The organism is Kitasatospora sp. CB02891, assembly GCF_002803145.1.
GTDB lineage: Bacteria > Actinomycetota > Actinomycetes > Streptomycetales > Streptomycetaceae > Kitasatospora > Kitasatospora griseola.
This window is the reverse complement of the sequence record NZ_NNBO01000001.1, coordinates 284,197-309,869: the sequence shown is the minus strand read 5'-3', so window position 1 is coordinate 309,869 and position 25,673 is coordinate 284,197. Positions and strand designations below refer to the sequence as shown.

Here is a 25,673-nt window from a genome sequence, read left to right as displayed (position 1 = left end):
GGCTTCCGGCACGCCGCGGACCGCCCCGCCACCCTGCTCGGGCACGATCGTTCAGCCCTGCTGTGGCACCCGTTAAGAATTCCTCGATGGACCGCACCCACCGTGACCAGGCAGATTTCACCCTGCCCGGCCGGTCGACCGCCGCACGCCGGGCCACCCACGGGACTGCCGACCCTGCGCAGCCCCGAACCCGGGCCTGCCGACCGCAGGACCGCCCGCACTTCGCGTCAGGAGCCCTCGCAGTGAAGGCACTCGTCAAGCTGGACGCCGCCCCCGGCCTGTGGATGACCGACGTCCCGGAGCCGGAGATCGGCCCCGGCGACGTCCTGATCAAGGTCCTGCGCACCGGCATCTGCGGCACCGACCTGCACATCCGCAAGTGGGACGGCTGGGCCCAGCAGACCATCAAGACCCCGATGACCATCGGCCACGAGTTCGTCGGCGAGGTCGCCCGGATCGGCGCCGCCGTCTCCGACATCAACGTCGGCGACCTGGTCAGCGGCGAGGGCCACCTGGTCTGCGGCAAGTGCCGCAACTGCCTGGCCGGCCGCCGCCACCTGTGCCGCAACACCATCGGCCTGGGCGTCAACCGGGACGGCGCGTTCGCCGAGTACGTCGCACTGCCCGCCTCCAACGTCTGGGTGCACCGCGTCCCCGTCGACCTCGACGTGGCCGCCATCTTCGACCCGTTCGGCAACGCCGTGCACACCGCGCTGTCCTTCCCGATGGTCGGCGAGGACGTCCTGGTCACCGGCGCCGGCCCGATCGGCATCATGGCCGCCGCCGTCGCCAAGCACGCCGGCGCCCGCAACGTGATGATCACCGACGTCTCCGAGTACCGCCTGGAGCTGGCCCGCAAGCTCGGCGTGACGCTCGCCCTGGACGTCTCCAAGCACACCATCGAGGACGGCCAGCACCAGCTCGGCCTGCGCGAGGGCTTCGACGTCGGCCTGGAGATGTCCGGCCGCCCCGAGGCCATGCAGTCGATGATCGCCAACATGACGCACGGCGGAAAGATCGCCATGCTCGGCCTGCCCGCCGACGAGTTCCCGATCGACTGGTCCGCCGTGGTCACCTCGATGCTCACCATCAAGGGCATCTACGGCCGCGAGATGTTCGAGACCTGGTACGCGATGTCCGTGCTGCTCGAAGGCGGACTCGACCTCAGCCCGGTGATCACCGGCCGGCACCCCGTCCAGGAGTTCGAGGCCGCCTTCGACGAGGCCGCCGGCGGCAACTGCGGCAAGGTCATCCTCGACTGGACCACGCTCTAGACCGCCCCTCGGCAAGCCAGCCTGCTGACCCTTCGTTAGGAGCGACACCCCCGTGTTCGACACCGTCCGCGACGACCTCGCCGCCACCCTCGCCGAGATCCGCGAAGCCGGCCTGTTCAAGCCCGAACGCGTCATCGGCACCCCGCAGTCCGCCGAGATCACCGTCACCTCCGGCACCGGCGGCCAGGTGCTCAACTTCTGCGCCAACAACTACCTGGGCCTCGCCGACCACCCCAAGGTGGTCGACGCCGCCAAGCAGGCGCTGGACCGCTGGGGCTACGGCATGGCGTCCGTCCGCTTCATCTGCGGCACCCAGGACGTGCACAAGGAACTGGAACAGCGACTGTCCCACTTCCTCGGCCAGGAGGACACGATCCTCTACTCCTCCTGCTTCGACGCCAACGGCGGCGTCTTCGAGACCCTGCTGGACGAGCGCGACGCGGTCATCTCCGACGCCCTCAACCACGCCTCCATCATCGACGGCATCCGCCTCTCCAAGGCCCGCCGCCACCGCTACGCCAACCGCGACCTGGCCGACCTGGAGCAGCAGCTCAAGGCCACCCAGGACGCCCGCCGCCGGCTGATCGTCACCGACGGCGTGTTCTCCATGGACGGCTACATCGCCCCGCTCGCCGAGATCTGCGACCTCGCCGACCGCTACAACGCCATGGTCATGGTCGACGACTCGCACGCCGTCGGCTTCGTCGGCCCCACCGGCCGCGGCACCCCCGAGCTGCACGGCGTGATGGACCGCGTCGACATCATCACCGGCACCCTCGGCAAGGCCCTCGGCGGCGCCTCCGGCGGCTACGTCGCCGCCCGCCGCGAGATCGTCGCCCTGCTGCGCCAGCGCTCCCGCCCGTACCTGTTCTCCAACTCGCTCGCCCCGGTGATCGCCGCCGCCTCGCTCACCGTGCTCGACCTGCTGGAGACCAGCGGCGACCTGCGGGCCAAGCTGGCCGCCAACACCGCGCTGTTCCGCACGAAGATGACCGAGGCCGGATTCGAGATCCTGCCCGGCGAGCACGCGATCGCCCCGGTCATGATCGGCGACGCCGCCAAGGCCGGACGCCTCGCCGAGCTGCTGCTGGAGCGCGGCGTCTACGTGATCGGCTTCTCCTACCCGGTGGTGCCGCACGGCGCCGCCCGGATCCGGGTCCAGCTGTCCGCCGCGCACAGCACCGAGGACGTCGAGCGCGCCGTCGCCGCGTTCATCGACGCCCGGGCCGCGCTCGGCGAGTAGGACCCCAGGCCAGGCGCGGAGCAACCCTCATCCGCGCCGTCCCCCGGACGGGCCGCCACCCTCCCATCCCCCGGCGGCCCGCCGAGGCGCGGGGAGCCACCCCCCGGCTCCCCGCGCCACCTCCGCGCACCCGTTCGGAGCACCCTCGCGGCGCTGGCAGAATTGACCCGTGATCGACGCACGACGGCTGCGGACCCTGCGGGCCGTGGCCGACCACCGGACCGTGACCGCCGCGGCGGCCGCGCTCTACCTCACCCCCTCCGCGGTCTCCCAGCAGCTCGCCGCCCTCGAACAGGAGACCGGCCACACCCTGCTGATCCGGGACGGCCGGGGCGTCCGCCTCACCGCCGCCGGCGAGATCCTGCTCGGCCACGCCGACGCCGTCCTCGCCCAGCTGGAACGCGCCGAGGCCGACCTGGCCGCCTACAGCTCCGGCGCCGCCGGCGAAGTCACCGTCGCCGCGTTCGCCACCGGCATCGCCATGGTCCTCGCCCCCGCCATCGCCGCCCTCGCCGGCACCGACCCCGGCCTGCGGGTCAAAGCGCTCGACGCCGAGGGCGACGCCAGCCTGCCGATGCTGCTCGACGGCCGCGCCGACATCGCCGTCGCCGTCGAGTACCGCGGCGCGCCCCGGCCCGACGACCGGCGACTCACCCGGCTCGCGCTGTACGCCGAGCCCTTCGACGCCGTCCTCCCGCTCGGCCACCCGCTGGCCGCCGGCACCGGCCCCGTCGCGGTCGCCGAACTCGCCGCCGAACCGTGGATCGGCCCCTACCCCGGCAACCCCTGCCACGACGTGGTCCTGCTGGCCTGCGAGAACGCCGGCTTCCAGCCCCGGCTGGTGCACTCCTCCGACGACTTCAGCGCCGTCACCGCGCTCGCCTCGGCCGGTGCGGGCGTCGCCCTCGTCCCGCGCTCCGCGCTGCGCGGCACCGACCTCGGCCGGGTCGCCGTCCGCCCCGTCGACAGCGCCCTCGCCACCCGCAAGGTGTTCGCGGCGACCCGGGCCGGCGCCGAACTCCACCCGCTGATCCGGCCCGTGCTGCACGCCCTCGCCGACGCCGCCGCCCACCTCGACCGGCCCGCCGTCCAACGGGCCTGACGGACCGCCACCGGAAAACCGTTCGACGGCCGCCGCCGCGCCCACTACCGTCGGTGCCCGAACGAACCACACCGGGAGGGGCGCCACGATGGAGCGGCAGGAGCAGGACCAGCAGCGGGATCCGCGTGCCCTCGCCTGGTCGCCCGAGCAGCGCGTCGAACGGCGGGCCGCACTGGTGGCGCGGATACGCGCGGCCAACGCGCTGACGCTGGAGAGGCTGGCCGACCTGTGAGCCCCGGGCAGCCGACCGACTACCTCGACGAGGACGACATCGGCCACCTGCTGGGCGAGGTCGCCACCGTCCGCGAGCAGTCCCTGCTGCAGTCCGCGCTGGGCCGCCCCCGGGCCTCGGTGTTCGGCGCCGACGCCTACCCCGACGTGTGGGCCAAGGCGGTCGCCCTCGGCGAATCCCTCTCCCGCAACCACCCCATGACGGACCGGAACAAGCGCACCGCCTTCGAGTCGATGCTGCTGTTCCTCGACTACAACCACCAGCCCTACACCGACCCGCACCCCGACGCCGCCGTCGACTTCGTGCTGTGCCTGGCCCAGGGCGGCTACGCGGGCCGACCGGCGGACGCGGTCGCCGACTTCCGCCGCATGCTGTCCCACTGACCGCCCGATCGGGCCCGGCGCTCCGCACCGCCGGGTCCGGCCACTCCTGTTCCGACTGCTCAACACGGGTCTGGCATATGCTGCCGGTTGGTCCGCCGACCGTCACCGACCCCGCAGGAGTGCCCAGATGAGCGATCACGAGACCGACCGCACCGCCCTTCCGATCGGCGTCGTCGGGCTCGGCGACATCGCGCAGAAGGCGTACCTGCCGGTCCTCACCGCCCAACCAGGCCTGGACCTGCGGCTGATGACCCGGGACGCGGCCAAGCTGGACCGGATCGGCGACGCCCACCGGATCCCGTTCCGGACCACCGACCTGGACGAACTGATCGACTCCGGCATCCGGGCCGCGTTCGTGCACGCCGCCACCGACCAGCACGTCCCGATCGTCGAGAAGCTGCTCACCCGCGGCGTCGACGTGTACGTGGACAAGCCCCTCGCCTACGACCTGGACGGCGCCCGCCACCTGGTCGACCTGGCGCGGACCACCGGCCGCTCGCTGATGGTCGGCTTCAACCGGCGCCACGCCCCCGGCTACCTGCTGGCCGCCGAACGCCCGCGCGACCTGATCGTCCTCCAGAAGCACCGCGAAGGGCTGCCCGAGCAGGCCCGCACCCTGGTCTACGACGACTTCATCCACGTGGTGGACACCCTGCGCTTCCTCGCCCCCGGCGAGATCGAGCACGTCGACGTCCGCTCCCGCACCCGCGACGGACTGGTCGAGCACGTCGTGCTCACGCTGGCCGGCCAGGGATTCACCGCGCTCGGCCTGATGAACCGGGTGTCCGGCTCCACCGAGGAGATCCTCGAAGTGTCCGGCGCCGACTCCAAGCGCGAGGTCCACAACCTCGCCGAGGTGATCGACCACAAGGGCCAGCCCACCGTCCGCCGCCGCGGCGACTGGGTGCCGGTCGCCCGCCAGCGCGGCATCGAACAGGTGGTGCTGCACTTCCTGGACGCACTGCGGGCCGGCCGGACCCTGGACACGGGCGACGCGCTGCGCACCCACGAGCTGTGCGAACTGATCGTGGAGCGGATCGAGTCCGCCGCCTGACGGACCGTCAGGACCCTGCGGGGTGGGTCGCTCGAACGAGCGATTCACCCGATCGGTGATCACCCCGGAAGGATCAGTTCCGCCGGTGCCGTGACGGGGCATGCGCCCAGCAGAGAAGCCGCGCATGCACCGCCGGCCGCGGCGGCCGCCCGGATCGGCGGCGCGCGGCGCAACTGTACGGTGGCGAACGAGATCTGACCGCAGGAGAGCCACGTGACCGCACCCGACTCCGGGCACCCGCCCCACGAAGGGGAGCACCCGGACGGCCAGCACCACGGGGAGGACCATCCGGACCGGGTGACGTTCCACGCCGGCCGCGAAGGCGTCTCCTGGGAGGCCCCGGACACCCCGGCCAACCGGCGCGCCCTGCTGCTCTCGCTCTCCATCGTCGGGACGGTCGCCACCATCACCGTCCTCGCCATGAACGCGGCCGGCATCATCACGGCGCTCCCCATCGGCAGCAAGTCCGGCGACGCCGTCAGCACCCAGTCCCCACCGGCCCGGCCGTCCCCGGCCCCCGCGCCGTCACCGATTCCGTCGCCGGCCCCCTCGCCGGCCCCCTCTCCGGTCCCCTCGCCCGTCCCTTCGCCGTCCGCCGAGCCGAGCCCCGGCGTCCGCGCGCCGCGCACCGTCTCGTTCCAGATCGACGTGGTCAGCAGCGGCTACGAGCTGATCGACCTGGACGCGCCGAACGACAAGCCGCTCTCCGCCCTGGTCGGCGACGACGCCTGGAACGCCATGTCCGAGGACGACCAGAAGTCCTACGAGATCGTCGTCCACGACCACCCCGCCCCGACGGTCGTCCTCGGCAACCTCGCCGCCGTGCTCCCGCCCGGCGTCGACCTCACCGAAGCCACCTGCCGCGAAGCCGCCCGCGCCGGCACCATCAAGAGCTTCCGCTACTACACCGCCGCCGAACGCCCCACCAACGACGCCAAGGGCATCCGCGTCGGCGCCACCCTCTGCCTCACCAGCAGCAAGGGCGCGGCGATCGCCGTCACCATCACCGACATGCCGTACGACATCGGCCTGGTCAAGGTCGACGTCACCAGCTGGTGACCGGCGGGCTACCGGTCGCGGGTCAGGGCGCGGAAGCTCTCCAGGGCCTCCAGCAGGTGGCGGGCGTCCGGGCGGGCGGCGGCCGGTACGGGGGCCAGCAGCTCGCCGACCGTCAGCGGCTGCGGTTCGGCGAGCCGGTGCAGCAGCGGTTCGATCTGCTGCGGCGTCAGCGGGCTGCGCAGGACGTGCCCGTTGGCGGCGCAGAGCAGCGCCCCCTCGACCGGCTGGTGCAGCACCCGGGCGCGGGACCGAACCGTCGTGGCGTCGTCCAGCGGCCGAACCGGCTCGGGCGGGGGGACGGGGCAGAGGCCGGACGCGGTCAGGGTGCCGAGGGAGAGGGCGGCGACCAGGTCCTGCATCCGGGCGGGGTCGCGGTAGTCCCGGAAGATGCGCAGGGTCTGCTCCAGCGCCTCGGGCAGCGCGCCGTCCGTCGGCGGTTCGGGCGCCGAGAGCGGGGCGGTGGCGGCGGGCAGCCGGACCAGGGCGACGTCCGGATCGACCATCGCGTCCCTGCTCCGGCCGAGCAGCAGGTCGTCGACGTCGTAGACCGCGCGGTGCGCCTCGCGCGGGACGCCGACGTTGACGCTGGTCGCGGTGCCGCCGTCGACGCTCTCGCCGACGTGGTAGTAGCTCGCGGGCCAGTACAGCAGGTCGCCGGGCTCGGGTTCGGCGGTGAACGAGGCGGCCAGGTGGGGCCGGTAGTCCAGTTTGGTGGTCACCGGCTCGGTCCACGGGCGCTCCCGCCAGAACCGCATCCGCTTGTGGCCTTCGAGGGCGAACAGGAAGGTGGCGAACCGGTCCTTGTGGACGCCGACCGGGGTGTGCTCGTAGTTGCCGTGGAAGAGCGTGGTGATCGCCCCCGACAGCGGCAGCCCGGTGCGCTCCCACAGCGGGTCGAAGAACGCCCGCTGGCGCTCCCACTGCCCGGCGTGGAAGGCGTGGAAGGCGTGCACGACCAGCGCGTACCGGGTCTCCTTCGAGAAGGCCGCCAACTCGGCGTCCAGCCGCCGCCGGTAGCCGTCGAAGGCGCCGTCCCCGGGGCGCGGGAACCAGTGCGCGGGCTCGGTCTGCTGGAAGCGTCCGACGGTGAACTGGGCGGTCGGCGGCATCCGGTACGGGCCGGGCGGCCGGGTGGCGAGCGCGGTGGCGGCGAAGACCTCGTGCAGCTCGAAGGGCGCCGGGCGGACGGCCTTGATCAGCACCGGGCGCCGGTCCCAGTAGCGCGCGGTGAACTCGTCCCAGTCGAGGGGGCCCCGGACGACGGCCAGGTCGCTCGCGGGTGCGGTCGTCATCCGTCCGTCCCCTCTCCGTCGGTCAGGTCGATGCCGCGCAGCGCGTGGAGCTTGCGCAGCAGCGCGGTCACGGCGCGGTTGTGCTCGTCCGCGCCCACCGCGCGGCACAGCTCACCGACCGTCAGTTCACGGCCGGGCCGCAGCTGCTGGGCGATCCGTTCGCCGGCGGCCCCGCCGATCGGGAAGGCGTGCCCGTTGACGGCCCAGATCCAGCGGCCGGGCCCGTCCGGCAGCCGGACGATCCCGCGCACCACCCGCAGCCGCTGCCCGGGCCCCAGGGGGACGTCGGCGCGCGGCCCGGGCACCGGTTCCAGCCCGGCCGAGGACCACCACGCCGCCCACCGGGCGCGCAGCGCACCGGCCAGCTCGGCGCCCCCGGCAGCGGCGCGGGCCGCCTCGCCGACGGCGACCACGAGGTCGGGCGGCCCGCCCGCGGGTGGCGGGTAGGGCAGGCAGGGCACCGTGCCGTCGTACTCCAGCCGGCCCCGGACGTCCTCGGCCAGCAGGTCCTTGACCGTCCCGGTCGCCAGGTGCTGGGCGCGGGGGACGGAGATCCGCAGCGTCACGCAGCCGTCGCGGTGGTGCTCGCGCCAGCGGGAGCCCTCCGGCCAGTACAGCAGCTCGCCGGCGGTGGCCCGCAGGACGCGGAACTCGCCGTCCGGCTCGTGCAGTTCGGCCTCCAGGGCGCCGGCCAGCACCCAGGTCAGCACCGCGTGCGCGGAGGGGACGGCCAGGCCCGGCGTGCGGGTGAAGTCGTCGCCCTCGGTCAGCTCGGCCTCGACCGGCAGGCACGGCAGGCCGACCCGGTGCCACAGCTCGGCGAGGGCGTCCCGGACGGCCGACCACAACGCCCAGTCGGTGTGCAGGGGTTGGCGGACGCTCAGCAGGAAGCCGGTGTCCGGCCCGCTGCCGGCCGGCTCGCGGCGCAGCCGGGCCCGGTAGGCGGCGGGGCTCGGGTCGTCGGCGTCGGGCAGCAGCCCGCCCGGTGCGCCGAGCCAGCCGAGCGGGGTGTGCAGGCGGACCTGCGGCAGGGTCCGGAACACCGTTCCGGCGCGGAAGGGTTCGCAGGCGGCGACGATCGTGCGGTGCAGGTGGGCCGGGCCGGCGGGGGCGGCTGCCGGGAGCAGGGCGGGCTCCTCGCCCCAGACGCGGGCGAGGAGTTCGGTCCAGTCGGTGGTGGTCACGCCTGTGCCCCTTCGTTCTCGGGCGCCGGGTACTTCGCCGCCAGCAGCGCCGCGTAGTCGGCGAGCGGGCCGAGGCCGACGGCCGCGCGGCGCTCGTCCACCCGCTCCTCGTCCTCGATCGGGCAGGGCCGCAGGTCGCCGTCCGCGGCCCGCTCGAACTTCGTGCCGTACAGCTGCGGGCGGCCCTCGGCCCGGCGCAGCGAGTCGGTGAGGTAGGCGGCGTCGCGCCGGGGCATGTCGCCGCGTTCGGCCGCGGCCTCGATCAGCGCCAGGCACTCGCGCCGGAACTCCAGGTCGCCGGTGCAGTGCTGGAGCAGCGCGCTCGCCACCGTGGCGGCCTCCTCGCCGACCAGGCTCCGGCCGGGCCAGCCGTGCTCGGCGACCACGCCGCGCAGCCAGACGATGCCGGTGCCGGTCAGCCGGTCGAGCTTCGTCTCCAGCCCGGTGTCGGTGAAGCCGCCGGCGGCCCACGGGTCGCGCAGCGACGCGTCGATCCGGCCCAGGCGCAGCAGCCGCTCGCGGATCCCGGCGGCATCCCGGGCGGCCGGGTCGTTCAGGGGGTCGATGCACAGCCGCAGCTTCGTCTCGTCCCATCGGTAGGTGATGCGGCGGCCCGCCGTCGGCCAGTCGAAGGACACCTCGCCCTCACGCGGGCCGCGCAGGCCGATCCGCACCCCGCGCCCGTGGTGGTGCGGGCCGCCCCGCTGCGGCTCCGGATCGCCGTACACGTGCTCGACCGCGTCGCGCAGGGCGATGCCGAGCCCGGCGAGGTCCAGCTTCCCGCCCTCGCGGACGGTGGCGACCGGCGGCCACGGGCGGCCCTCGTCGTGCGGGGCGTCGGTCGGGTCCGTGCACAGTTCGCGGCCGGGCGGCATCCGCAGCGCGAGCAGCGGGCCGCCGTCGGCGGCGCGGAAGAAGTACGGCACGTCGCCGCGGGCGAGCTGCTCCGACTCGCCTTCGGTGAACGGGACTTCGCCGCCGCCCGGGTACTCGGCCGTCGGGCGGGCGATCACCCGCACCACGTGCCCGGCGGCCCGCTCCGCGAGGAACTCCGCGATCCGGGCGCGGTGGCGGCACATCAGCGTCCAGGCGTCGAACATGCCGCGCAGCATCGCCGCCAGGTGGGGGCCGTAGCCGGTGCGGCCCTCGGTGTCGCCGACCACCGTGCGGGTCCCGGTCCGGGCCAGCGGCAGGGTCCGCCGCTCCAGCCGCAGCGAGCCGTCCGGCTGCGGACGCCAGCAGGTCGCGGGGCCGTCCAGGTCGCACCAGCGCGCGACGTTCTCCAGGCCGACGTGGTGGTGCGCGGAGACCGCGGGATCGAACAGCAGCCCGGTCTCGAACAGCCGCTTCGGATCCGCGAAGTACGCCTCCAGATCGACCGGGAACAGCAGCGGCTCGCCGTCGCCCGGGCGCTGCCCGATCAGCACGTTGCCGCCGATCAGGTCGGTGATCCCGAACGCGAACGCGGCGGCGGCCAGGGATCCGGCGCGGTGCCAGTAGCGGGCCGCCGCCCCCGGATCGAGGACGGCGCCGTGCAGGCTCCACCTGCCGTCGGTACGGAGGACGCCCCACGCGTCCGGCGGCTCGATCCACTCCTGCCAGGAGTAGCACGCCCGGTCCGGGCCGCTGCCGGCCCAGGTCCGCACGGTCGGCAGTCGGACCGGGCCGGCCGCCGGGGGCAGCGCGTTGAGCAGGGCGAACACCGAGCCCTCGGCGGCCAGGAAGAGGAGCTCGCCGGTCGCCGGCCGCGGCTTGTAGGCGAGCCGGACGCCGTCGGCGAACTCGACGCGCAGCACCCGCTGGCCGCCGTTGTGCGTCTCCTCGCCGTTCGCCCACAGGCCGGCGACCCGGCGCTCCGCGGGCCGGTCGCGGGCCAGCCGCTCCAGGAACAGCGTCAGGAAGTCCAGGAACTGCCCGGCCCGGCGGTCGGCGAAGGCGGCGGCACGGTCGGGCGGCCGGTCGACGCAGCACTCCAGGGTCTCGGTGAGCAGCGGCCCGAACAGGTCCGCGTTCGCCGGCCGCAGCAGCTGCGGATCGATCAACCGGTCGTCGGCGACGGCGCGCTCGGACCAGGCGTCGATCCGCCGCAGCACCTCGTGCAGCGGCGCGAAGCGGGCATCGGCCAGCGCGTGCCCCAGGGCCCGCGCCTCGCCCGGGCCGCCCAATGGGCGTTCGACGGCGAGCGTGCCGTCCGGCCCGGGGACGGCCACCGGCGGGAACGCCCGGCCTGCCCGGCCCTCGGCCAGCGCTTGCATCAACCGGCGTGTCGCAGAGGGGAGTTCGGGCGCACGGGCGGCGCCGCCGTGGTCGCGAAGTTCCATTCTGCCCCTGGTCAGGTGGTCCGTCCGCGACGCCACGCGGCCGGCCGGACCGGCGTCGCGCGGCGTCGCGGTGCTGCGTCGTACCCGGGAACTACAGGTTCGGAACGCAGTAGATGCGCACACACGTCGAGACCGCGTGCGCGGAGCCGCCCTCCGGGAGGCCCTGCTCCAGGTCTCCGATCACCAGGTCGAACTCCGCGTCCGCGGTGAGGGCGGAGCCCTGCGGCGTCAGCACGGTCGAGGTCTCCATCGATTTCCCCTGTCGGTAGGAGTGGCACAGCAGGAGCCGGGCACCGTCGGATCCGGCGGCGCCGCGACGTGGTTCGGGGGAGCTGTTCCGAGCGAGAGCGGGCCGGAGAACGCCTACTTCAGAATGCAGTAGAGGTGCAGGCCACAGGTGCCGGCACTCGGCGCGTTCTCCGGGACGTCCAGCTCGAGTTCGCCGACCACGAGGTCGAACTCCTCGTCGGTGACGAGGGTGTCGCCCGTCGGCGGCTGCAGGGTAGGAGCTTCCATGAGGGTCCTCCTGACACGAGTGCACGGCAGGCCACCGCGACATCCGGTGACGGGGCGCCGTGCGGTTGACTGAACCTGCCGTGGCCGCGCATGACATGACTGTGCATGACGTGACCGCGCCAGTCAGTGTTGCCCAGCCGCACCGGTTCGTCAACATAACTTCCGTGTGCAGTAACCGCATTGGTGAGCCGACGGGGTGGCGAGATCAGGAATCACCGGCTCGGCCCGGTCCGGTGCCGGCCCGGCGCCGCGGCTTCCGTCGGCGGCCCGGTTGCCGCCGCCCACGGCTCTGGTGCGGTGTGTCGGCCGGGTGCGCGGTCGGCCAGGCGGCCACCGGGTTGCCGATCCACCGGGTGCTCGCCGGGATCGACTCCCCGCGCATCGCCAGCGAGGCCCCGCCGATCGACGCGCCGGCCCCGATGGTGGCGCCGGGCAGCACGATCGAGTTGGGCCCGAGGGTGGCGCCCTCGTCCAACTGCACGGAGTCCAGCCGCATCACCCGGTCGTGGAACAGGTGGGTCTGCAGCACGGTGCCCCGGTTGACGCTGGCGCCGGGCCCGACGGTGACCAGGTCGGCCTCCGGCAGCCAGTGCGTCTCGCACCAGGCGCCGCGGCCGACCTTGGCGCCGAGGCTGCGCAGCCAGAGGTTGAGGTAGGGCGTGCCGAGCAGGGTCCGGCCGCCCCAGGGCATGGCCAGCTCCTCGACGAAGGTGTCGTAGAGCTCGTTGCGCCAGACGAAGCCGGACCAGAGCGGGTGCTCGCCGCTGCGGAACCGGCCGACCAGCAGCCATTTGGCGAGCGTGGTGACCAGGCAGGCGGCCAGGGTCGCGCCGGCCAGCACGATCCCGCCGACCGCCAGTGCCGCGGCCAGGCCGTCCCGGTCGATCACCTCCTGCAGCGCGCCGAAGACCAGGTCTCCCAGGATCACCGTGAGCACCACCGGCAGCAGCCGGCACAGCTCCACGCAGGCCCGGGCCAGGATCAGCCGACGCGGCGGGTCGTAGGTGCGCCCCTCGTCGGCCTGGTCGGCCACCCGGGGCAGCTCGATGCCGGGCCGGCCGAGCCAGGAGGAGCCGGGCGCGGCCTCGGCGGGCGCGTCGGAGAGCACCCCGACCAGGGCCCGGTCGGGCAGCTCGCGGTCGGCGCCGACGATGCCGGAGTTGCCGACGAAGGCCCGCCGGCCGACCCGGGACGGGCCGACCCGCAGCCAGCCGCCGCGTACCTCGAACGGGGCGATCAGGGTGTCGTCGGCGAGGAAGGCGCCGTCGTCCACGGACATCTGGCCGGGCAGCGCCAGCACGGTGGAGGCCTCCACCCGGCTGCCGATCCTGGCCCCGAGCAGTCGCAGCCAGATCGGGGTGAAGAGGCTGGCGTAGAACGGGAAGAGGGTGCGGCGGGCGGTGTCCATCAGCCGGTTGACGGCCCAGACGCACCAGGCGACCCTGCCGTGCGCCGGGTGGTGTCCGGGCTTGATCGGCACGCTGAGGACCCGGATCAGCAGCACCAGCAGCAGCGCGTGGACCGCCAGCGTCATGACCGTCAACTCCACGCTGAAGGACAGGAGCTGGAGCATCGCGCTGCCGAGCGTGCGGTCGGTGTCGAGCATCGGGTAGAGCACCAGCAGCCCGGGCACGGCGGCGAGCAGCGGCAGCAGGGAGAAGCCGACCAGGCCGAGGCCGTAGGCGAGGTTCCAGAAGCCCCCGTGGCGGCGGGCCCGGCCGGCGGCGGGCCAGGGTTCGCCCGGTTCGCTGCTGGGACGGGCGGGCGCCCCGTGGTAGCGCCGGCCGGCCAGGACGGCGTCGAGCACGCAGCTGCCGGGGGCGACCTCGGCGCCGGCGCCGATCCGGGCGCCGGGCATCAGGGTGGTCCGGGTGCCGATCCGGGCGCCGGCGCCGATCTCGATCGAGCCGAGGTGCAGCAGGTCGCCGTCCAGCCACCAGCCGGCCAGGTCCACGCCCGGTTCCACCGAGCAGCCGGCACCGAAGTCGGCCAGGCCGGTGATCGGCGGCAGGGCGTGCAGGTGGGCGCCCCGGCCGACCTTGCAGCCGAGCAGCCGGGCGTAGTGCCGGGCCCACGGGGTGCCGATCAGGTCGCCGGCGCCGAACGCCGCGGCGGCCCGCTCGGCGGCCCACAGCCGCAGGTGGGTCAGGCCGCCGCGGGGGTAGCTGCCGGGACGCAGCCGGGCGGTGAGCAGCCGGGCGCTGAGAGTGGTCAGCAGCAGCCGGCCGACGGAGCTGGAGAACACCAGCAGGCCGGTGATGATCAGCCACCAGGGGGTGTGCGGCGCCCAGTCGAGCCGGCCGCCCATCAGGTTGTCCACCCCGGCGACGGCGAGTACCCAGCGCACGCTGGTGACGGTGTAGAGGACGGCGAGCACCAGCGTCTGGCCGATCGCGGCCCGGCGCGGGGTGCGGCGGACCCGGCGCTGCCGGTCGGGTCCGCGGTCCTGGCCGTCCAGCACGGCGGCGAGGTCGGCGAGCACCGGGTTGGCGTACAGGTCGGCGACCGAGAGGCCGGGGAACCTGGTGCGCAGCACCGAGATCAGCCGGGCCGCGACCAGGCTGGAGCCGCCGAGCGCGAAGAAGTCGCTGTCGGCCCCGACCGGCAGGCCGAGGGTGGCCTCCCACTGCTCGGCGAGCCAGCCGGCGGTGCCGGTGAGCCGGGCCCGGTCGCCGCCGTCGCCCCGGCCGAGGTCGGGCAGCGGCCAGGGCAGGGCATTGCGGTCGACCTTGCCGGAGGTCTTGGTGGGCAGCCGGTCGACGACGGTGAGCAGCGGGACCAGGGCGGCCGGCAGACGTTCCTGCAGGAGTTTGCGGGCCAGGGCGAGGTCGGGATCCACCCCGGGGTGCGGCACCAGGTAGCCGACCAGCAGCTGGGTGCCGGCCGGGTTGGTGCGTACGGCCGCGGCGGCGGCCCGGACCCCGGGCAGCGACTGCAGGGCGGCGTCCACCTCGCCGAGCTCGATCCGCCGGCCGCCGAGCTTGACCTGCTCGTCGGCGCGGCCGACGAAGATCAGGCCGCGCGGGTCGGCCACCACCAGATCGCCGCTGCGGTAGACCCGCCCGCCGGGCAGCGCGGGGTGGGCGGTGAACTTCTCCGCGTCCTTGGCCGGGTCCAGGTAGCGGGCGGTGCCGATGCCGCCGATCAGCAGTTCGCCGGTCTCGCCCCAGCCGACCGGGTGCCCGGCCTCGTCGACCACGGCGAGCTGCCAGCCGTCCAGCGGGGCGCCGATCCGCACCGGTTCGCCGGGCAGCATCCGGGCGGCGGTGGCGACCACGGTGGTCTCGGTGGGGCCGTAGGTGTTCCAGAACTCGCGGTGCGGGGCGGCGATCCGGTGCACCAGGTCGGGCGGGCAGGCCTCGCCGCCGACGATGATCAGCCGGACCCCGTCCAGGCACTCCTGGGGCCAGAGCGCGAGCAGGGTGGGCACGGTGGAGATCGCCGTGATGGCGCGCTCGACCAGCCAGGGGCCGAGGTCCGTGCCGGCCTTGACCAGCGAGCGCGGGGCCGGGACGAGGCAGGCGCCGTGACGCCAGGCCAGCCACATCTCCTCGCAGGAGGCGTCGAAGGCGACCGAGAGGCCGGCCAGCACCCGGTCGCCCGGACCGAGCGGGCGTTGCCGGAGGAAGATCCGCGCCTCGGCGTCCACGAAGGCGGCGGCGGAGCGGTGGGTGACCGCCACACCCTTGGGGCGGCCGGTGGTGCCGGAGGTGAAGATGATCCAGGCGTCGTCGTCCGGCGACGGGCCGGCGGCCCGGCCGAGCGGCGGGACGGCCGGGTTCAGGGCGACCTGTCGGTCGGCGCCGATCACGGCGCAGACCCGGGCGTCCTGCCAGATCATCTCGGCCCGCTCGTCGGGGTCGTCGGCGTCCACCGGCACGTAGGCGGCGCCGGCGGCGAGCACCGCGAGGATCGAGAGGTACAGGTCGGCGCTGCCGGACGGGACGCGGACGCCGACCCGGTCGCCGGCGCCGATCCCCTGTCGGCCGAGTCGGTTCGCCAGGATGCCCACCTCGTGGAGCAGCGCCTGGTAGTCGAGCACCGCGCCGTCGGCGTCCAGGGCCGGGGCCCGGGGAAACGCCTGCGCGGTGGCGATCAGGAGGTCGAGCAGGGTGCGCGCCTGGGGCACCGGGTTCACGGGCCAGACGGCGACCTCACGAGCGGACCGGTGCGGATGCGCGGCGGGCACCGGGTCGTGGCTCGCAGCCATGGGGTGTCTCCTCGAGTCTCTGAACTTTCGAATACGGAACCGGCGGGCCGAGTACTGCACCGGAATGACGGCAGACGACCTTCCCGGACGGACGGTGCGCTCATTCACCCTGCCCGAAGCTGATGCTTGCCCGAGCACGCGAGCATGGAATCACAGCGATTTCTCATTCGAGCGGCAAAGCTCTCCGGTCCCGATCGGATCGGATGTCGGGATCGACGTCGAGGCAAGGAGATGGCTGGTCAGCGCCCTCATCGAGGCCGTCGGTCCGACTTCCCGGAAGATGCGGGCGTCCGGTGAACGCCAGTCCGACGATGAAAGGCCACAGCCGCCGCATGAATCAGACCTTAATGGTCGATAAACCCTCGATGAAATTCGGCCGGAAACCTTAAGGAAACCTCAAGTGGCCCGCGTCACAGAAGTCGTTCGTCGCGGTGCCGAAGAGCTCACCGGGTCGGGCAGCAGTCCGCCGTCCCGCCGGGTTGCCTCGGTTCGGCCCGGCCGGTGAGGGCCCGGCGGAGGGCGGTGGCGTCCGGGAGGCCGGACATGGCGCCGTCGGGGCGCCAGTAGAGGCGGCAGGACAGGCTGGGTTCCGCGCCGGGCGGGGCGAAGGGGTCGGTGCCGTCGATCAGGACGGTCGGGGAGCCGTACATGCCGAGGCGGGCGGCCTCGGACTCGTCGGCGACCTCGACCAGGGCCACGTCGGCCGGCCGGCCGTCGAGGGCGGCGGTCACCAGGTCCAGGGCCGGCTGGGCGTTCGGGCAGTCGGCCACGGTCAGCACGGTGATCCGCATGGGGGCGCTCCTTCGGTCGTTCGATCCGTCCCGATGTCTTCGACTCTAGGGCTCCTCCCCGGAGCGCCAAGACGCCGAAAGGGAGGCGTGCGGAGCAGTCGGAGTTGACGGACCATCAGAAACGCGCCGGTGACGGAGGGTTCGCGCCAAATAGCGGCCGCCCCTGCCCGGTGCGGCGGCACGGTCGGGTTAGCCTGTGGCCATGGTTGCCAACCACAACGAAGAAGTAGCCATGCCCGACGCGGAGTTCGTGAGCGGTCCCGCGATGGTCCTCCGGTCCCTCGCGGCCGATCCGGACCGACGGGCCGTCGTCGACGCCGACGGCGCCGCGATCACGGCGGGCGATTTCGCCGCCGCCACCTACCGCCTCGCGCACGAGCTGATCGCCCGGGGCGCCACCCGCGGAACCACCGTGACCCTGCTGACCGGCAACACCCCCGAGGCGCTGATCGCCCGGTTCGCGGCGGGCCTGGCCGGCGCCCGGGTGGTGAACCTGTACAACGGCATGAGCGCCCCGGTCCTGGCCGAGATCGCGACCAGCGTGGACACCGCCGTGCTGCTGGTCGACGCCGAACGGTACGCCGACGCACCCGAGTTGCTCCCGCTGATCGACGTGCCGACCGTCCTCACCCTGGGCCCCGGGCCCGACGGCGACGGCGCCGTCGGGGAGGACGTGATCGCGGCCGCCGCCCACCGGCCCGCCGAACCGCCGGACGTCCGGATCCGGCCGGCGGACGACCTGAGCATCCGCCACACCGGCGGCACCACCGGCATCCCGAAGGGCATCCTCACCCTGCACGGGCCCTACCGCGCCATCTTCGACACCCCGGTCGGCGACGACCGGGCGCCCCGCCTGCTCGCCGCCACCCCGCTGGCCCACCTGGCCGGCGTCCTCTCCGACCTGGTGCTCCACCACGGAGGGACGGTGGTCCTCCAGCGCTCCTTCGACCCCGGCGCGGTCCTCGCCGCCGTCGAGCGCGAACGCATCACCGACCTCTGGGTGCTCCCGCCGCTGCTGTACCAGCTGCTCGACCACCCGGCGATCGGCCGCACCGACCTGTCCAGCCTGCGGCAGATCATGTACGGCGGCGCCGCCGCCTCGCCGACCCGGATCCGCGAGGCGTTCAAGGTCTTCGGGCCGGTCCTGGTCGGCGTCTACGGCATGTCCGAGGCACAGATGATCTCCGCGCTCGCCCCCCACGAGCACGAGCGGATCGGCCCGGGCGGACAGGTCCCGGTCGGCCGCCCCCTGCCGGGCATCGAGGTGGCGATCCGCGGAGTCGACGGCGCCGACCTGCCGACCGGCGAGCAGGGCGAGATCCACCTGCGGTCCGACACCATCATGGCCGGGTACTGGAAGCGGCCCGACCTCACCGCCGCGGTGCTGCGCGACGGCTGGCTGAACACCGGCGACGTCGGCTACTTCGACGAGGACGGCTACCTCTACCTCTCCGACCGGGCCAAGGACCTGATCATCGTGGTCGGCGGGCACGTCTACCCCTCCGAGGTGGAGGAGCTGCTGCTCACCCACCCGGCGGTCGCCCGCTGCGCGGTCTTCGGCGTCCGCGACGACCAGCAGGCCGAGCACGTCCACGTCGCCGTCGTCCCCGCCCCGGGGCAGCGGCCGGAGCTGGACGAACTCCGCGCCTTCGTCACCGAGCGCAAGGGGCGGATCTTCGCGCCCGAGGTGCTGCACGTCGTCGACGAGATCCCGCTGACGCCCGTCGGCAAGCCGGACAAGAAGCGCCTGCGCGAAGCCGCCACGCGCTGAACCACCCGCCTGCCCTCTGGTGTTGACGATACGTCAGGGGGCAGGCGAAATCCGGGAGCGGTGCTCCGGCGGGGCCGCTAGGTTGGCCGGATGCTGCTGACGAAGTACTCCCACGCGTGCGTCCGGATCGAGGACGGCGAGAAGTCCCTGCTGATCGACCCCGGGTGCTGGACCGAGCCCGAAGCCTTCGCGGGCGTTCGCGCCGTGCTGATCACCCACGGGCACCACGACCACGTGGACCACGAGCTGCTGGCGGCCGCCCGGAAGGCCGACCCGGCGCTGGAGGTCTTCGCTCCGGCGGACGTCGCGGCCGAACTCGGCGGCGGCGCACACCCGTTGACGGCGGGGGAGCGGTTCGAGGCGGGCGGCTTCGCGGTGCACGCCGTCGGCGGGCGGCACGCCCAGGTGATCGACAACCACCCGGACTGCTCGAACCTCGGCTACCTGGTCGACGGCCTCTACCACCCCGGGGACTCCCTGGACGAGCCGGACGAGCCGGTGCGCACCCTGCTGCTGCCCTCCTCGGGGCCGTGGCTGACCATGCGCGGGGCGCTCGAACTGGTGCGGGCCCTGCGCCCGGCGCGCACCGTGCCGATCCACGACGCCTACCTCAGCGAGCGCGGCGCGGCGAACTTCGACGGCTGGCTCGACGGCGAGGCGGGCACCCGCTACACCCGCCTCGCCCTCGGCGAGTCCGCCCCGCTCGACGCCTGACCGGAACCCGAAGGCCCCGCGCCGTCCGCTACTGGCCCATCACGTAGCGGACGGTCGGGCCGGTGGTCCAGCCGCCGTCCACGGCCAGCTCCGCGCCGGTGATGTACGAGGCCGCGTCGGACAGCAGGAACACGGTGGCCGCGGCGATCTCCGGGGCCTCGCCGACCCGGCCCATCGGGGTGTTGGGGTAGTTGCCCTCACCCCGCTCGATGCCGACGGCCGCCGTCATCGGGGTGTACGTCATGCCCGGGTGCACGGAGTTGACGCGGATCCGGTCCACGCCCAGCTCCACCGCACCGATCTTGGTCAGGCCGCGGACACCCCACTTGGACGCGCCGTAGCCGGCCGTCAGCGCGAGGCCCATCAGGCCGGCCGCCGAGGAGATGTTGACCACCGAGCCGCCGCCGGCTTCGCGCAGCGCCGGAATGACGGTCTTCATGCCGATGAACACACCGGTCAGGTTGATGTCCAGGACCTTGCGGAAGTGCTCCACCGACTCGTCGGCGAGGAAGCTCCCGGTGGAGATGCCCGCATTGTTCACCAGGCCGTGCACCGCGCCGAACTCGGCCTGCGCGAACGCGACCGCCTCCGCCCAGTCCTGCTCCGAGGTGACGTCGTGGTGGCGGTAGCGGGCCCGCTCGCCGAGCGCGGCGGCCGTGGCCTCGCCCTCCGCGTCCAGCACGTCGGTGATCAGCACGTTCGCGCCCGCCTCCACCGCCTGCTTCGCGGTCTCGGCGCCCAGGCCGCGGGCCCCGCCGGTGATGACGACGGTCTTGCCGGACAGCTCGCTCATGACTTGCTCCTCGCGTTCTCGTGGTGCACGCCGGACGCGTCGCCCGCGCCCGGCGCAGAGTGGTTCGGCCGCGCCGGGGCGGGGTGCGCCCCGGCCGGCGGTGCGGTCAGCACGGCATGGCAGACGGAGACCAGGTCGGCCAGGTAGCCGCCGTCCGCCGTCAGGGTGGGCTCGCCCGCGGCCAGCTGCCGGGCGCGCTCGGCCAGCGCCGCACCGATCAGGGTGAGCACCAGGTCGATCCGCTCCAGCCGCACCGGCTCCGGGAGCAGCTCCACCAGCGGCGCCTCCAGCTCGGAGATCAGCCGCCAGTACCGGCTGCCCGCGAGACCCGGGTGCGGCCGCCGCTCGCGGATGCCGCTGTCGTGGCTGACCTGGGTGGAGATCCGCAGGCAGTCCCGGCCGCGCTCGGTGCGCAGCTCGGTGGCCTCGGCGCCGATCAGCGCGCCGAGCAGCTCGGCCAGCGGCCGCCCCTCGGGCTCGGGCAGCCGCTCGGCCAGCGCGCGCTCGGTGCGGTGCTGGCGCTCCGCCATCACCGCGTCGAGCAGCCCCTCGCGGGAACCGAAGTGGTACTGCACCGCGGACGGGTTCGCCTGCCCCGCCCCCCGGACCACCTCGCGCAGCTGCGCGCCGTGCACACCCCGCGCCGCGAACTGCTGCTCGGCGGAGCGGATCAGCCGGTCCCGGGTGGTGCCGGTGAGGTCGGAGCCCGACGTCGTCGCCATGTCCCTTGCCATGCCCCACAGATTAATACTCGACATTATTAATGTCGAGCATTGACCTGGCACCGATCCGGCGGTCGGAGTCCGTCCCCCGTCCGTGTGCCGTCTGGGAATTCGCTGGGAGCCCGGGCGCGCGGCTGAAGGTTTCTCAAAGACGCTCTTGCTAGCTTCGTGACGCATGATCGACTCGTCCCACCTGGCAGCGCGGTCACGCTCGCTGGCGGTCCATCTGCTGTCCCGACTACGCCCCAGGCACCTCGCCTGGCCGCTGTTCGCCCTCGCGTTCTGGCGCTACCTCGCGGTCTACGGACTGCCGTACGCCAACGACGTGGTCTTCCTCTGGCTGATCGCCGCCCTGGTCGCCGCGTCCGTGCACAGCGGCGGCCGCAAGGGCTGGCTGTACGTGCTGCGCGACTGGGTGCCCGTGATGGCCGTGGTCTGGGCCTACTCACTGCTCAGGGGCTACGGGGCGCACACGCCCTGGCAGCCGCACTACGCCCCGCAGATCGCCTTCGACAAGGTGCTCGGCTTCGGCGAGACCTGGACGGTGCGCCTGCAGGACCTGCTGTACCACCCCGGGCAGCCGCAGTGGTACGACTACGCGATCGTCGTCGTCTACATGTCGCACTTCTTCGCGGTCTTCGGGATCCTCGCGGTGCTCTGGAAGCGCAACCACGCCCGGTTCCGGCACTTCCTCGCCTGTTACCTCGCCATCACCTTCGCCGGCTTCCTCACCTACGTGCTGTACCCGGCCGACCCGCCGTGGCTGGCCGCGATCGAGAACCACCTGCCGGCCGTCGACCGGATAGTGAACGCCGTGCTGGAGAACAGCGGCCTGCACCGGGCCGGCACCATCTTCGAGAACGGCAGCCGGTTCGCCAACGACGTCGCCGCGATGCCCTCGCTGCACTCCGCCTACCCGATGATGATCGCCCTGGTCTTCTGGCCCCGGGCCAGCCGCGCCCTGCGGGTGGTCCTCGCCGCGTACCCCCTGGCCATGGGCTTCACCCTGGTCTACGGCGGCGAGCACTTCATCATCGACGTGCTGGTCGGCTGGGCCTACGCCTGGGTGATGGTCACCCTGGTCAACCGTTTCGTCGCCCGCCGCGCCGCGGCCCGCGCCGCGAAGCAGGAGGCCGTCGCCGTCGCCGTGACGCCGCCCTCCGTCCCGGTCGGCTGACCCGGCCGACCCTCCACCGCACGAGGCCCCCGGCCCCGACCCGGCAAGGTGGTGCCGGGCCGGAGCCGGGGGCCTCGCGTGCAGGACCTCCGCAAAGCCGCCGTGTTCCGGTCGCGTTCTCCTCACCGTCTGCGCAACCACCTCGGAACCCCCCTCCGAGTGCCCCGGGAATTTCCTGGACGTTCGCTGGGAATCGAACGCCGGTCGTCACAGCCCCTTTGGAGGGCGCCCGGTTGCTGACGCCCCGTCAAAAACCGGTGGCGAACCGCCCGCCCGCCGGTCGGGGCGAAGGCTTTGCCAATCCGTGGCGGAGTCTTGTTGTGGACGCGGGTAGCGTCGTGCGGAACACCGCAGGAGGACCCACCATGGCCGCACCCCACACCCCGTCCGCGCCCGGCGAGCGCCCCCGACCCGCCGCCCTGCCGACGACCCGATGATCTACGGTCACAGTGTCGCGCCCGCGCTGTGGATGATCCTCACCCCGCTCGGTGTCCTCCTCTTCGGCGTCGGCCTGGCCTCCACCATCCGCATCCGCCCGGGCACCGACCGCCCCCGCGACCACCTCCTGGGCCCCCTGCTGATCGCCACCGGCATCCTGGTCACCGGCTTCGGCCTCTGGCTGCTCTGACCGCGAGGCCGACGCCCCGGGCTCAGCCGGTGAAGCAGTGCCCGATCGGCGTCCAGTCGAAGTTCCGCCGCCACGCGGTCAGACCTGCCGACCAGCCGACCAGGGCGCCGACCACGGCGGCGGCGGAGTCCGTCACCGTCCGGTAGTGCTCGGACGGGACGCCGTCGCGGTACTCCAGCTCGTAGCGCTCGCCGTCCCGCAGGTACCGCGCCTGCACGTACCGGTCGCCCGGCTCGTCCCCACCGGTCCGCTCGACGATCAGGAACGGGTCGCCGCACCGGAGCGCGGCCACCTGCCGGCTGATCGCCGTCGGGCCAGGATCGCGCTCCGACAGTCCGCGCTCGGTCGTCATCAGCAGCCCGACCGGTTCCCGGCGCACCTCGGCGGCTGGCTCGTCACCCGCTGTCGGCGGCTTCGCCGACCAGCGGTGGAGCAGGCCGGAGCGGTCGTCGAAGGTCAGCCAGGTGCCGTCGCCGAGGGGGCGGGCGTAGCCCGGGGTGCGGGCGTCCGGGTAGGTGATGCGGTGGCGCGGGGTGAGGGTGGCGGTGTCGAGGAGCCAGTGGGCGCCGTGGTCGTCGTCGCAGTCCAGGGTGGAGGCGAGGACGGTGTGCGGGTCGACGAAGCCGCAGGACCAGTCCCAGCAGGGCGGGTCGTCCGGGTCGGCGGCCGGCGGCGCGGCGCCCTCGGCGAGCGTCGTGCCGTCCAGACCGTGCAGCCGGACGTCCCAGCCGCCCTGGTCGACGGTCAGGTACGCGGGCCGGTCCGGGTGGACGTCGATCAGGATGCGCTCGCCCGCCTCGTCCAGCTGGACGTCCCGCAGCCGCTCGCCGTCCCAGTGCGCCCAGTACAGGCCGACGCCGTCCTGGCCCATGCCCACGCACAGCCCGACCCGGCCGGAGTCCGGGTGCGACCGGTGGTGCGAGGCGGACGCGACGCTCTCCAGCGGTTGGCGGGCCAGCGGGCGGCCGTCCACGGCGTCCAGCACCACCCACTCCTCCGCGTAGTCGTCCCCCGACGAGCCCGGCGTGTGCGCCCACACCACCCGCCCGTCGTCCGAGACCCAGCAGGAACCCTGCTCGGACCCCGCGCACACCTCCTGCTCGTCCCCGCTGTGCGGATGCCCCAGCTCCGGACCCCAGCAGGGGTGCGGGTACTCCCACCGGGTCGTGCCGTCGCTGTTCACGGCCCGCACCGCGCGCTGCCCGGAGAACACCGCGAACGAGCCGTCCGGACTCACCGTGTGCACCCCGCCCGTCCACCCCGGCCACGGCAGCGGAAAGACGACGGACGGCTCCATCCGCCCGTCGAACACCGCGTCCAGGTCGAACACCGCCAGCCGTGCCCCGTCCAGCAGCACCGCCCGACGCGACCCGGCCCGACCCTCGACCCCGACGCCGTCCACCAGCTCCCGCCCGCCCGGCAGGGCGACCGCACCGCGCAGCACCGCCTCGACGGTCGGCTGCTCGCCGCCCATCAGGGGCACACCCAGCAGTACAGGCCCGCGCCACGGGCCGTGGCCCGGCGCGCGATCCCGGCCAACTCCCGCAGGAATTCCGCGAGTTGGTCGGCATCGGCCGGACCGTGGAACACCTCGTCCACCGCCGCCCACCGCTCCGCGACTTCGCCGAGCGCGGCGTCCCCCTGCCGCGCCAACGCGTCCCGGAGAACGTTCGACAGCGCCAGCACCACCACCTCACCGTCCTCGATCATGCCGACCAGCGCCCCGCACCGCGGATCCGCCCGGAGCTCCGCACCGGACCGCCCCGTCACCGACTCCGCGGCGGGTTCGAGCGCCACCATCGGATCAATGCCCTTCACCACCGTCCCGTCGTACCCGGCCCCGAAAGGCTCGTCGTCGTCCCGGACGATCGCCCCCAGGGCGTCGTCGTCATCAGCGGCGGCGAAATAGCCGAACAGCACTCCCATGCGGCGGAGCCTCGCACACGCCGCTGACACACCCGCCCCCGGCGGCGGGCCGCCCGTCGCCGACGGGGTGTCAACTGCTCGCGGCCCGGCAGGAAATCGCACGCAAGATCCACTCGGCCGTTGCTATGGTGGCGCGATGTCATCGGTCAAGAAGATCCAGATCACCTTCGACTGCGCCGAACCGGAGCGCGTCGGCCGCTTCTGGTGCGCGGCGCTCGGTTACGTCCCCCCGCAGCCGCCCGAGGGCTTCGACACCTGGGACGCCTTCACCGAGTCGCTGCCCCCCGAGCAGCGCGGCTCCTGGTTCGCCGCCAGTGACCCCGAGGGCGTCGGCCCGCGGATGTACTTCCAGCGCGTCCCCGAGGGCAAGGTCGTCAAGAACCGCCTCCACCTCGACGTTCGCGTCGGCACCGGCCTGGTCGGCGAAGAGCGCCTCGCCGCCCTCGAAGCCGAAACCACCCGCCTCGTCGCCCTCGGCGCGACCCGCGGCCGGCTCCTGCTCGCCGACGAGGAGAACGAGTCCTGCCAGAACATGCAGGACGTCGAGGGCAACGAGTTCTGCCTCGACTGACGCCTGCCCGCCCCCCGCTCCGTCAGCCCTTCCCGGAGTGGGGGGTCCAACCGGTCGAGGCCGCCCAGGACTCGGCGACCGTGACGACCAGGTCGACCACCGGATCCTTGACGTCCGCGTAGACGTCGATGTCGCGGACGACGCCCGCGAGCACGGACTTGAACCGGCCGTAGGCGGGCACCGCCTCGGGGTGCGCCCGGAACCAGTCGCGGAACAGCAGGGCGAGCCGCTCGTTCGGCGAGCCGAGCAGCCGGACGTGCAGATTGCAGTCCGCCCCCGCCTGCCCGCGTCGCATCCAGAGCCGCTTCGTCCACCGCTCCCGATCGTCCTCGACGCCCGCGGGCACATGGTCGTACCGGTACGGCGACCGCCGGAAGCCCTTCTCGGTCAGGAGCCGGTCGAACGCGCCCTCGGCCTCGTGCAGGTCCGCGACGGTGATCTGCACATCGAACACCGGCTTCGCGGCCATGCCGGGAATCGCGGTGCTGCCGATGTGCTCGACCTGCAGCACCAGCGGCCCGAGGTCCGAACGGAGCTCGTCCGTGAGAGCGAGCGCTCGCTCCGGCCAAGTGGGGTCGTAGGCAAGCACGATGGGCGCTGACGCGGCTTCGGTGATCACCCGAACAAATCTATCCGAGGACGGCCTGGCCCCTTTCCACTCTCGGGGCCTTTTCGTCCCACCTCCGGCAGCGGCTGTGGCGTCCGGCCCG

24 protein-coding genes are annotated in these 25,673 nt (G+C 73.7%); 12 read left to right on the top strand and 12 right to left on the bottom strand.

The features are described 5' to 3' along the window. Nucleotides 1-242: 242 nt before the first annotated feature. The 7 genes from tdh to CG736_RS36785 all read left to right on the top strand — a co-directional run bounded on the left by tdh (nucleotide 243) and on the right by CG736_RS36785 (nucleotide 6,347). On the top strand, nucleotides 243-1,274 hold the full coding sequence (tdh, locus tag CG736_RS01480; protein ID WP_100584297.1) for an L-threonine 3-dehydrogenase: 1,032 nt from the start codon (nucleotides 243-245) through the stop codon (nucleotides 1,272-1,274). A gap of 52 nt (nucleotides 1,275-1,326) precedes the next feature. Beyond that, nucleotides 1,327-2,517 (top strand): glycine C-acetyltransferase, encoded by a 1,191-nt coding sequence (locus CG736_RS01475; RefSeq protein ID WP_100584296.1) that lies wholly within the window; start codon nucleotides 1,327-1,329, stop codon nucleotides 2,515-2,517. A gap of 169 nt (nucleotides 2,518-2,686) precedes the next feature. Beyond that, nucleotides 2,687-3,619 (top strand): LysR family transcriptional regulator, encoded by a 933-nt coding sequence (locus CG736_RS01470; protein ID WP_100584295.1) that lies wholly within the window; start codon nucleotides 2,687-2,689, stop codon nucleotides 3,617-3,619. Nucleotides 3,620-3,707: 88 nt separating this feature from the next. Continuing rightward, the gene (locus CG736_RS35810) at nucleotides 3,708-3,851 is read left to right on the top strand and encodes a hypothetical protein (RefSeq protein ID WP_157815350.1); all 144 of its coding nucleotides are present in this window, start codon (nucleotides 3,708-3,710) and stop codon (nucleotides 3,849-3,851) included. Beyond that, nucleotides 3,848-4,234, top strand: coding sequence for a type II toxin-antitoxin system death-on-curing family toxin (locus CG736_RS01465; protein ID WP_369879723.1), 387 nt, complete (start codon nucleotides 3,848-3,850; stop codon nucleotides 4,232-4,234). The genes CG736_RS35810 and CG736_RS01465 overlap by 4 nt, the downstream gene beginning before the upstream one ends. 127 nt (nucleotides 4,235-4,361) lie before the next feature. Then, on the top strand, nucleotides 4,362-5,288 hold the full coding sequence (locus tag CG736_RS01460) for a Gfo/Idh/MocA family protein (protein WP_100584294.1): 927 nt from the start codon (nucleotides 4,362-4,364) through the stop codon (nucleotides 5,286-5,288). A gap of 213 nt (nucleotides 5,289-5,501) precedes the next feature. Next, complete coding sequence (locus CG736_RS36785) at nucleotides 5,502-6,347, top strand: hypothetical protein (RefSeq protein ID WP_198520318.1); 846 nt, start codon at nucleotides 5,502-5,504, stop codon at nucleotides 6,345-6,347. 8 nt (nucleotides 6,348-6,355) lie between these two features. Here the strand turns inward: CG736_RS36785 and CG736_RS01450 are convergent, their stop codons facing one another. The 7 genes from CG736_RS01450 to CG736_RS01430 all read right to left on the bottom strand — a co-directional run bounded on the left by CG736_RS01450 (nucleotide 6,356) and on the right by CG736_RS01430 (nucleotide 16,661). Continuing rightward, on the bottom strand, nucleotides 6,356-7,639 hold the full coding sequence (locus tag CG736_RS01450) for a JmjC domain-containing protein (protein WP_100584293.1): 1,284 nt from the start codon (nucleotides 7,637-7,639) through the stop codon (nucleotides 6,356-6,358). Continuing rightward, complete coding sequence (locus tag CG736_RS01445) at nucleotides 7,636-8,823, bottom strand: hypothetical protein (RefSeq protein ID WP_100584292.1); 1,188 nt, start codon at nucleotides 8,821-8,823, stop codon at nucleotides 7,636-7,638. The genes CG736_RS01450 and CG736_RS01445 overlap by 4 nt, the downstream gene beginning before the upstream one ends. Then, nucleotides 8,820-11,078, bottom strand: coding sequence for a DUF4135 domain-containing protein (locus CG736_RS01440; RefSeq protein WP_100584291.1), 2,259 nt, complete (start codon nucleotides 11,076-11,078; stop codon nucleotides 8,820-8,822). Before CG736_RS01440 ends, CG736_RS01445 begins: the two co-directional genes overlap by 4 nt. 157 nt (nucleotides 11,079-11,235) lie before the next feature. After that, the gene (locus tag CG736_RS35805; RefSeq protein ID WP_157815348.1) at nucleotides 11,236-11,394 is read right to left on the bottom strand and encodes a hypothetical protein; all 159 of its coding nucleotides are present in this window, start codon (nucleotides 11,392-11,394) and stop codon (nucleotides 11,236-11,238) included. Nucleotides 11,395-11,507: 113 nt separating this feature from the next. Beyond that, nucleotides 11,508-11,660, bottom strand: coding sequence for a hypothetical protein (locus tag CG736_RS36780; RefSeq protein WP_198520317.1), 153 nt, complete (start codon nucleotides 11,658-11,660; stop codon nucleotides 11,508-11,510). A 205-nt stretch (nucleotides 11,661-11,865) separates the two neighbouring features. After that, nucleotides 11,866-15,870 (bottom strand): Pls/PosA family non-ribosomal peptide synthetase, encoded by a 4,005-nt coding sequence (locus CG736_RS01435; protein WP_100584290.1) that lies wholly within the window; start codon nucleotides 15,868-15,870, stop codon nucleotides 11,866-11,868. Between the two features lie 443 nt (nucleotides 15,871-16,313). Continuing rightward, a complete protein-coding gene (locus CG736_RS01430) occupies nucleotides 16,314-16,661 on the bottom strand; it encodes a hypothetical protein (RefSeq protein WP_100584289.1) in 348 nt (115 codons plus the stop codon). A 202-nt stretch (nucleotides 16,662-16,863) separates the two neighbouring features. Here CG736_RS01430 and CG736_RS01425 point away from each other — a divergent pair, with 202 nt between their 5' ends. Further along, entirely contained in the window at nucleotides 16,864-18,432 is a 1,569-nt protein-coding gene (locus CG736_RS01425; protein ID WP_232733724.1) for an AMP-binding protein, read from the top strand. A gap of 90 nt (nucleotides 18,433-18,522) precedes the next feature. Then, complete coding sequence (locus tag CG736_RS01420) at nucleotides 18,523-19,146, top strand: MBL fold metallo-hydrolase (RefSeq protein WP_100584287.1); 624 nt, start codon at nucleotides 18,523-18,525, stop codon at nucleotides 19,144-19,146. Nucleotides 19,147-19,174: 28 nt separating this feature from the next. On the opposite strand, the gene CG736_RS01415 is transcribed toward CG736_RS01420, so the two are convergent. Together CG736_RS01415 and CG736_RS01410 are read right to left on the bottom strand one after the other, a co-directional pair. Then, the gene (locus tag CG736_RS01415) at nucleotides 19,175-19,939 is read right to left on the bottom strand and encodes a glucose 1-dehydrogenase (RefSeq protein ID WP_100584286.1); all 765 of its coding nucleotides are present in this window, start codon (nucleotides 19,937-19,939) and stop codon (nucleotides 19,175-19,177) included. Beyond that, a complete protein-coding gene (locus tag CG736_RS01410; RefSeq protein ID WP_232733723.1) occupies nucleotides 19,936-20,673 on the bottom strand; it encodes a TetR/AcrR family transcriptional regulator in 738 nt (245 codons plus the stop codon). Before CG736_RS01410 ends, CG736_RS01415 begins: the two co-directional genes overlap by 4 nt. 163 nt (nucleotides 20,674-20,836) lie before the next feature. Between CG736_RS01410 and CG736_RS01405 the strand changes: the two genes are divergently transcribed. Together CG736_RS01405 and CG736_RS01400 are read left to right on the top strand one after the other, a co-directional pair. Next, nucleotides 20,837-21,838 carry a phosphatase PAP2 family protein gene (locus CG736_RS01405; RefSeq protein ID WP_100584284.1) on the top strand — a complete coding sequence of 334 codons (1,002 nt, stop codon included), beginning with the start codon at nucleotides 20,837-20,839 and terminating at the stop codon, nucleotides 21,836-21,838. A gap of 433 nt (nucleotides 21,839-22,271) precedes the next feature. Further along, entirely contained in the window at nucleotides 22,272-22,466 is a 195-nt protein-coding gene (locus tag CG736_RS01400; RefSeq protein WP_043911974.1) for a hypothetical protein, read from the top strand. Nucleotides 22,467-22,488: 22 nt separating this feature from the next. Here the strand turns inward: CG736_RS01400 and CG736_RS01395 are convergent, their stop codons facing one another. After that, the gene (locus CG736_RS01395; protein ID WP_232733722.1) at nucleotides 22,489-23,949 is read right to left on the bottom strand and encodes a hypothetical protein; all 1,461 of its coding nucleotides are present in this window, start codon (nucleotides 23,947-23,949) and stop codon (nucleotides 22,489-22,491) included. Then, on the bottom strand, nucleotides 23,940-24,392 hold the full coding sequence (locus CG736_RS01390) for a hypothetical protein (protein WP_100584283.1): 453 nt from the start codon (nucleotides 24,390-24,392) through the stop codon (nucleotides 23,940-23,942). Before CG736_RS01390 ends, CG736_RS01395 begins: the two co-directional genes overlap by 10 nt. 136 nt (nucleotides 24,393-24,528) lie before the next feature. Here CG736_RS01390 and CG736_RS01385 point away from each other — a divergent pair, with 136 nt between their 5' ends. Further along, the gene (locus CG736_RS01385; RefSeq protein ID WP_100584282.1) at nucleotides 24,529-24,963 is read left to right on the top strand and encodes a VOC family protein; all 435 of its coding nucleotides are present in this window, start codon (nucleotides 24,529-24,531) and stop codon (nucleotides 24,961-24,963) included. Nucleotides 24,964-24,985: 22 nt separating this feature from the next. Here CG736_RS01385 and CG736_RS01380 read toward each other — a convergent pair whose 3' ends face one another. Continuing rightward, complete coding sequence (locus CG736_RS01380; RefSeq protein WP_232733721.1) at nucleotides 24,986-25,582, bottom strand: GrpB family protein; 597 nt, start codon at nucleotides 25,580-25,582, stop codon at nucleotides 24,986-24,988. Nucleotides 25,583-25,673: the final 91 nt, after the last annotated feature.

Coding starts and splice junctions, on each gene's coding strand:
- CG736_RS35810 (WP_157815350.1), top strand. CDS start 3,708: ATGGAGCGGCAGGAGCAGGACCAGCAGCGGGATCCGCGTGCCCTCGCC.
- CG736_RS01460 (WP_100584294.1), top strand. CDS start 4,362: ATGAGCGATCACGAGACCGACCGCACCGCCCTTCCGATCGGCGTCGTC.
- CG736_RS01450 (WP_100584293.1), bottom strand. CDS start 7,639: ATGACGACCGCACCCGCGAGCGACCTGGCCGTCGTCCGGGGCCCCCTC.
- CG736_RS01440 (WP_100584291.1), bottom strand. CDS start 11,078: ATGCAAGCGCTGGCCGAGGGCCGGGCAGGCCGGGCGTTCCCGCCGGTG.
- CG736_RS35805 (WP_157815348.1), bottom strand. CDS start 11,394: ATGGAGACCTCGACCGTGCTGACGCCGCAGGGCTCCGCCCTCACCGCG.
- CG736_RS36780 (WP_198520317.1), bottom strand. CDS start 11,660: ATGGAAGCTCCTACCCTGCAGCCGCCGACGGGCGACACCCTCGTCACC.
- CG736_RS01435 (WP_100584290.1), bottom strand. CDS start 15,870: ATGGCTGCGAGCCACGACCCGGTGCCCGCCGCGCATCCGCACCGGTCC.
- CG736_RS01430 (WP_100584289.1), bottom strand. CDS start 16,661: ATGCGGATCACCGTGCTGACCGTGGCCGACTGCCCGAACGCCCAGCCG.
- CG736_RS01425 (WP_232733724.1), top strand. CDS start 16,864: ATGGTTGCCAACCACAACGAAGAAGTAGCCATGCCCGACGCGGAGTTC.
- CG736_RS01420 (WP_100584287.1), top strand. CDS start 18,523: ATGCTGCTGACGAAGTACTCCCACGCGTGCGTCCGGATCGAGGACGGC.
- CG736_RS01415 (WP_100584286.1), bottom strand. CDS start 19,939: ATGAGCGAGCTGTCCGGCAAGACCGTCGTCATCACCGGCGGGGCCCGC.
- CG736_RS01410 (WP_232733723.1), bottom strand. CDS start 20,673: ATGGCAAGGGACATGGCGACGACGTCGGGCTCCGACCTCACCGGCACC.
- CG736_RS01405 (WP_100584284.1), top strand. CDS start 20,837: ATGATCGACTCGTCCCACCTGGCAGCGCGGTCACGCTCGCTGGCGGTC.
- CG736_RS01400 (WP_043911974.1), top strand. CDS start 22,272: ATGATCTACGGTCACAGTGTCGCGCCCGCGCTGTGGATGATCCTCACC.
- CG736_RS01390 (WP_100584283.1), bottom strand. CDS start 24,392: ATGGGAGTGCTGTTCGGCTATTTCGCCGCCGCTGATGACGACGACGCC.
- CG736_RS01385 (WP_100584282.1), top strand. CDS start 24,529: ATGTCATCGGTCAAGAAGATCCAGATCACCTTCGACTGCGCCGAACCG.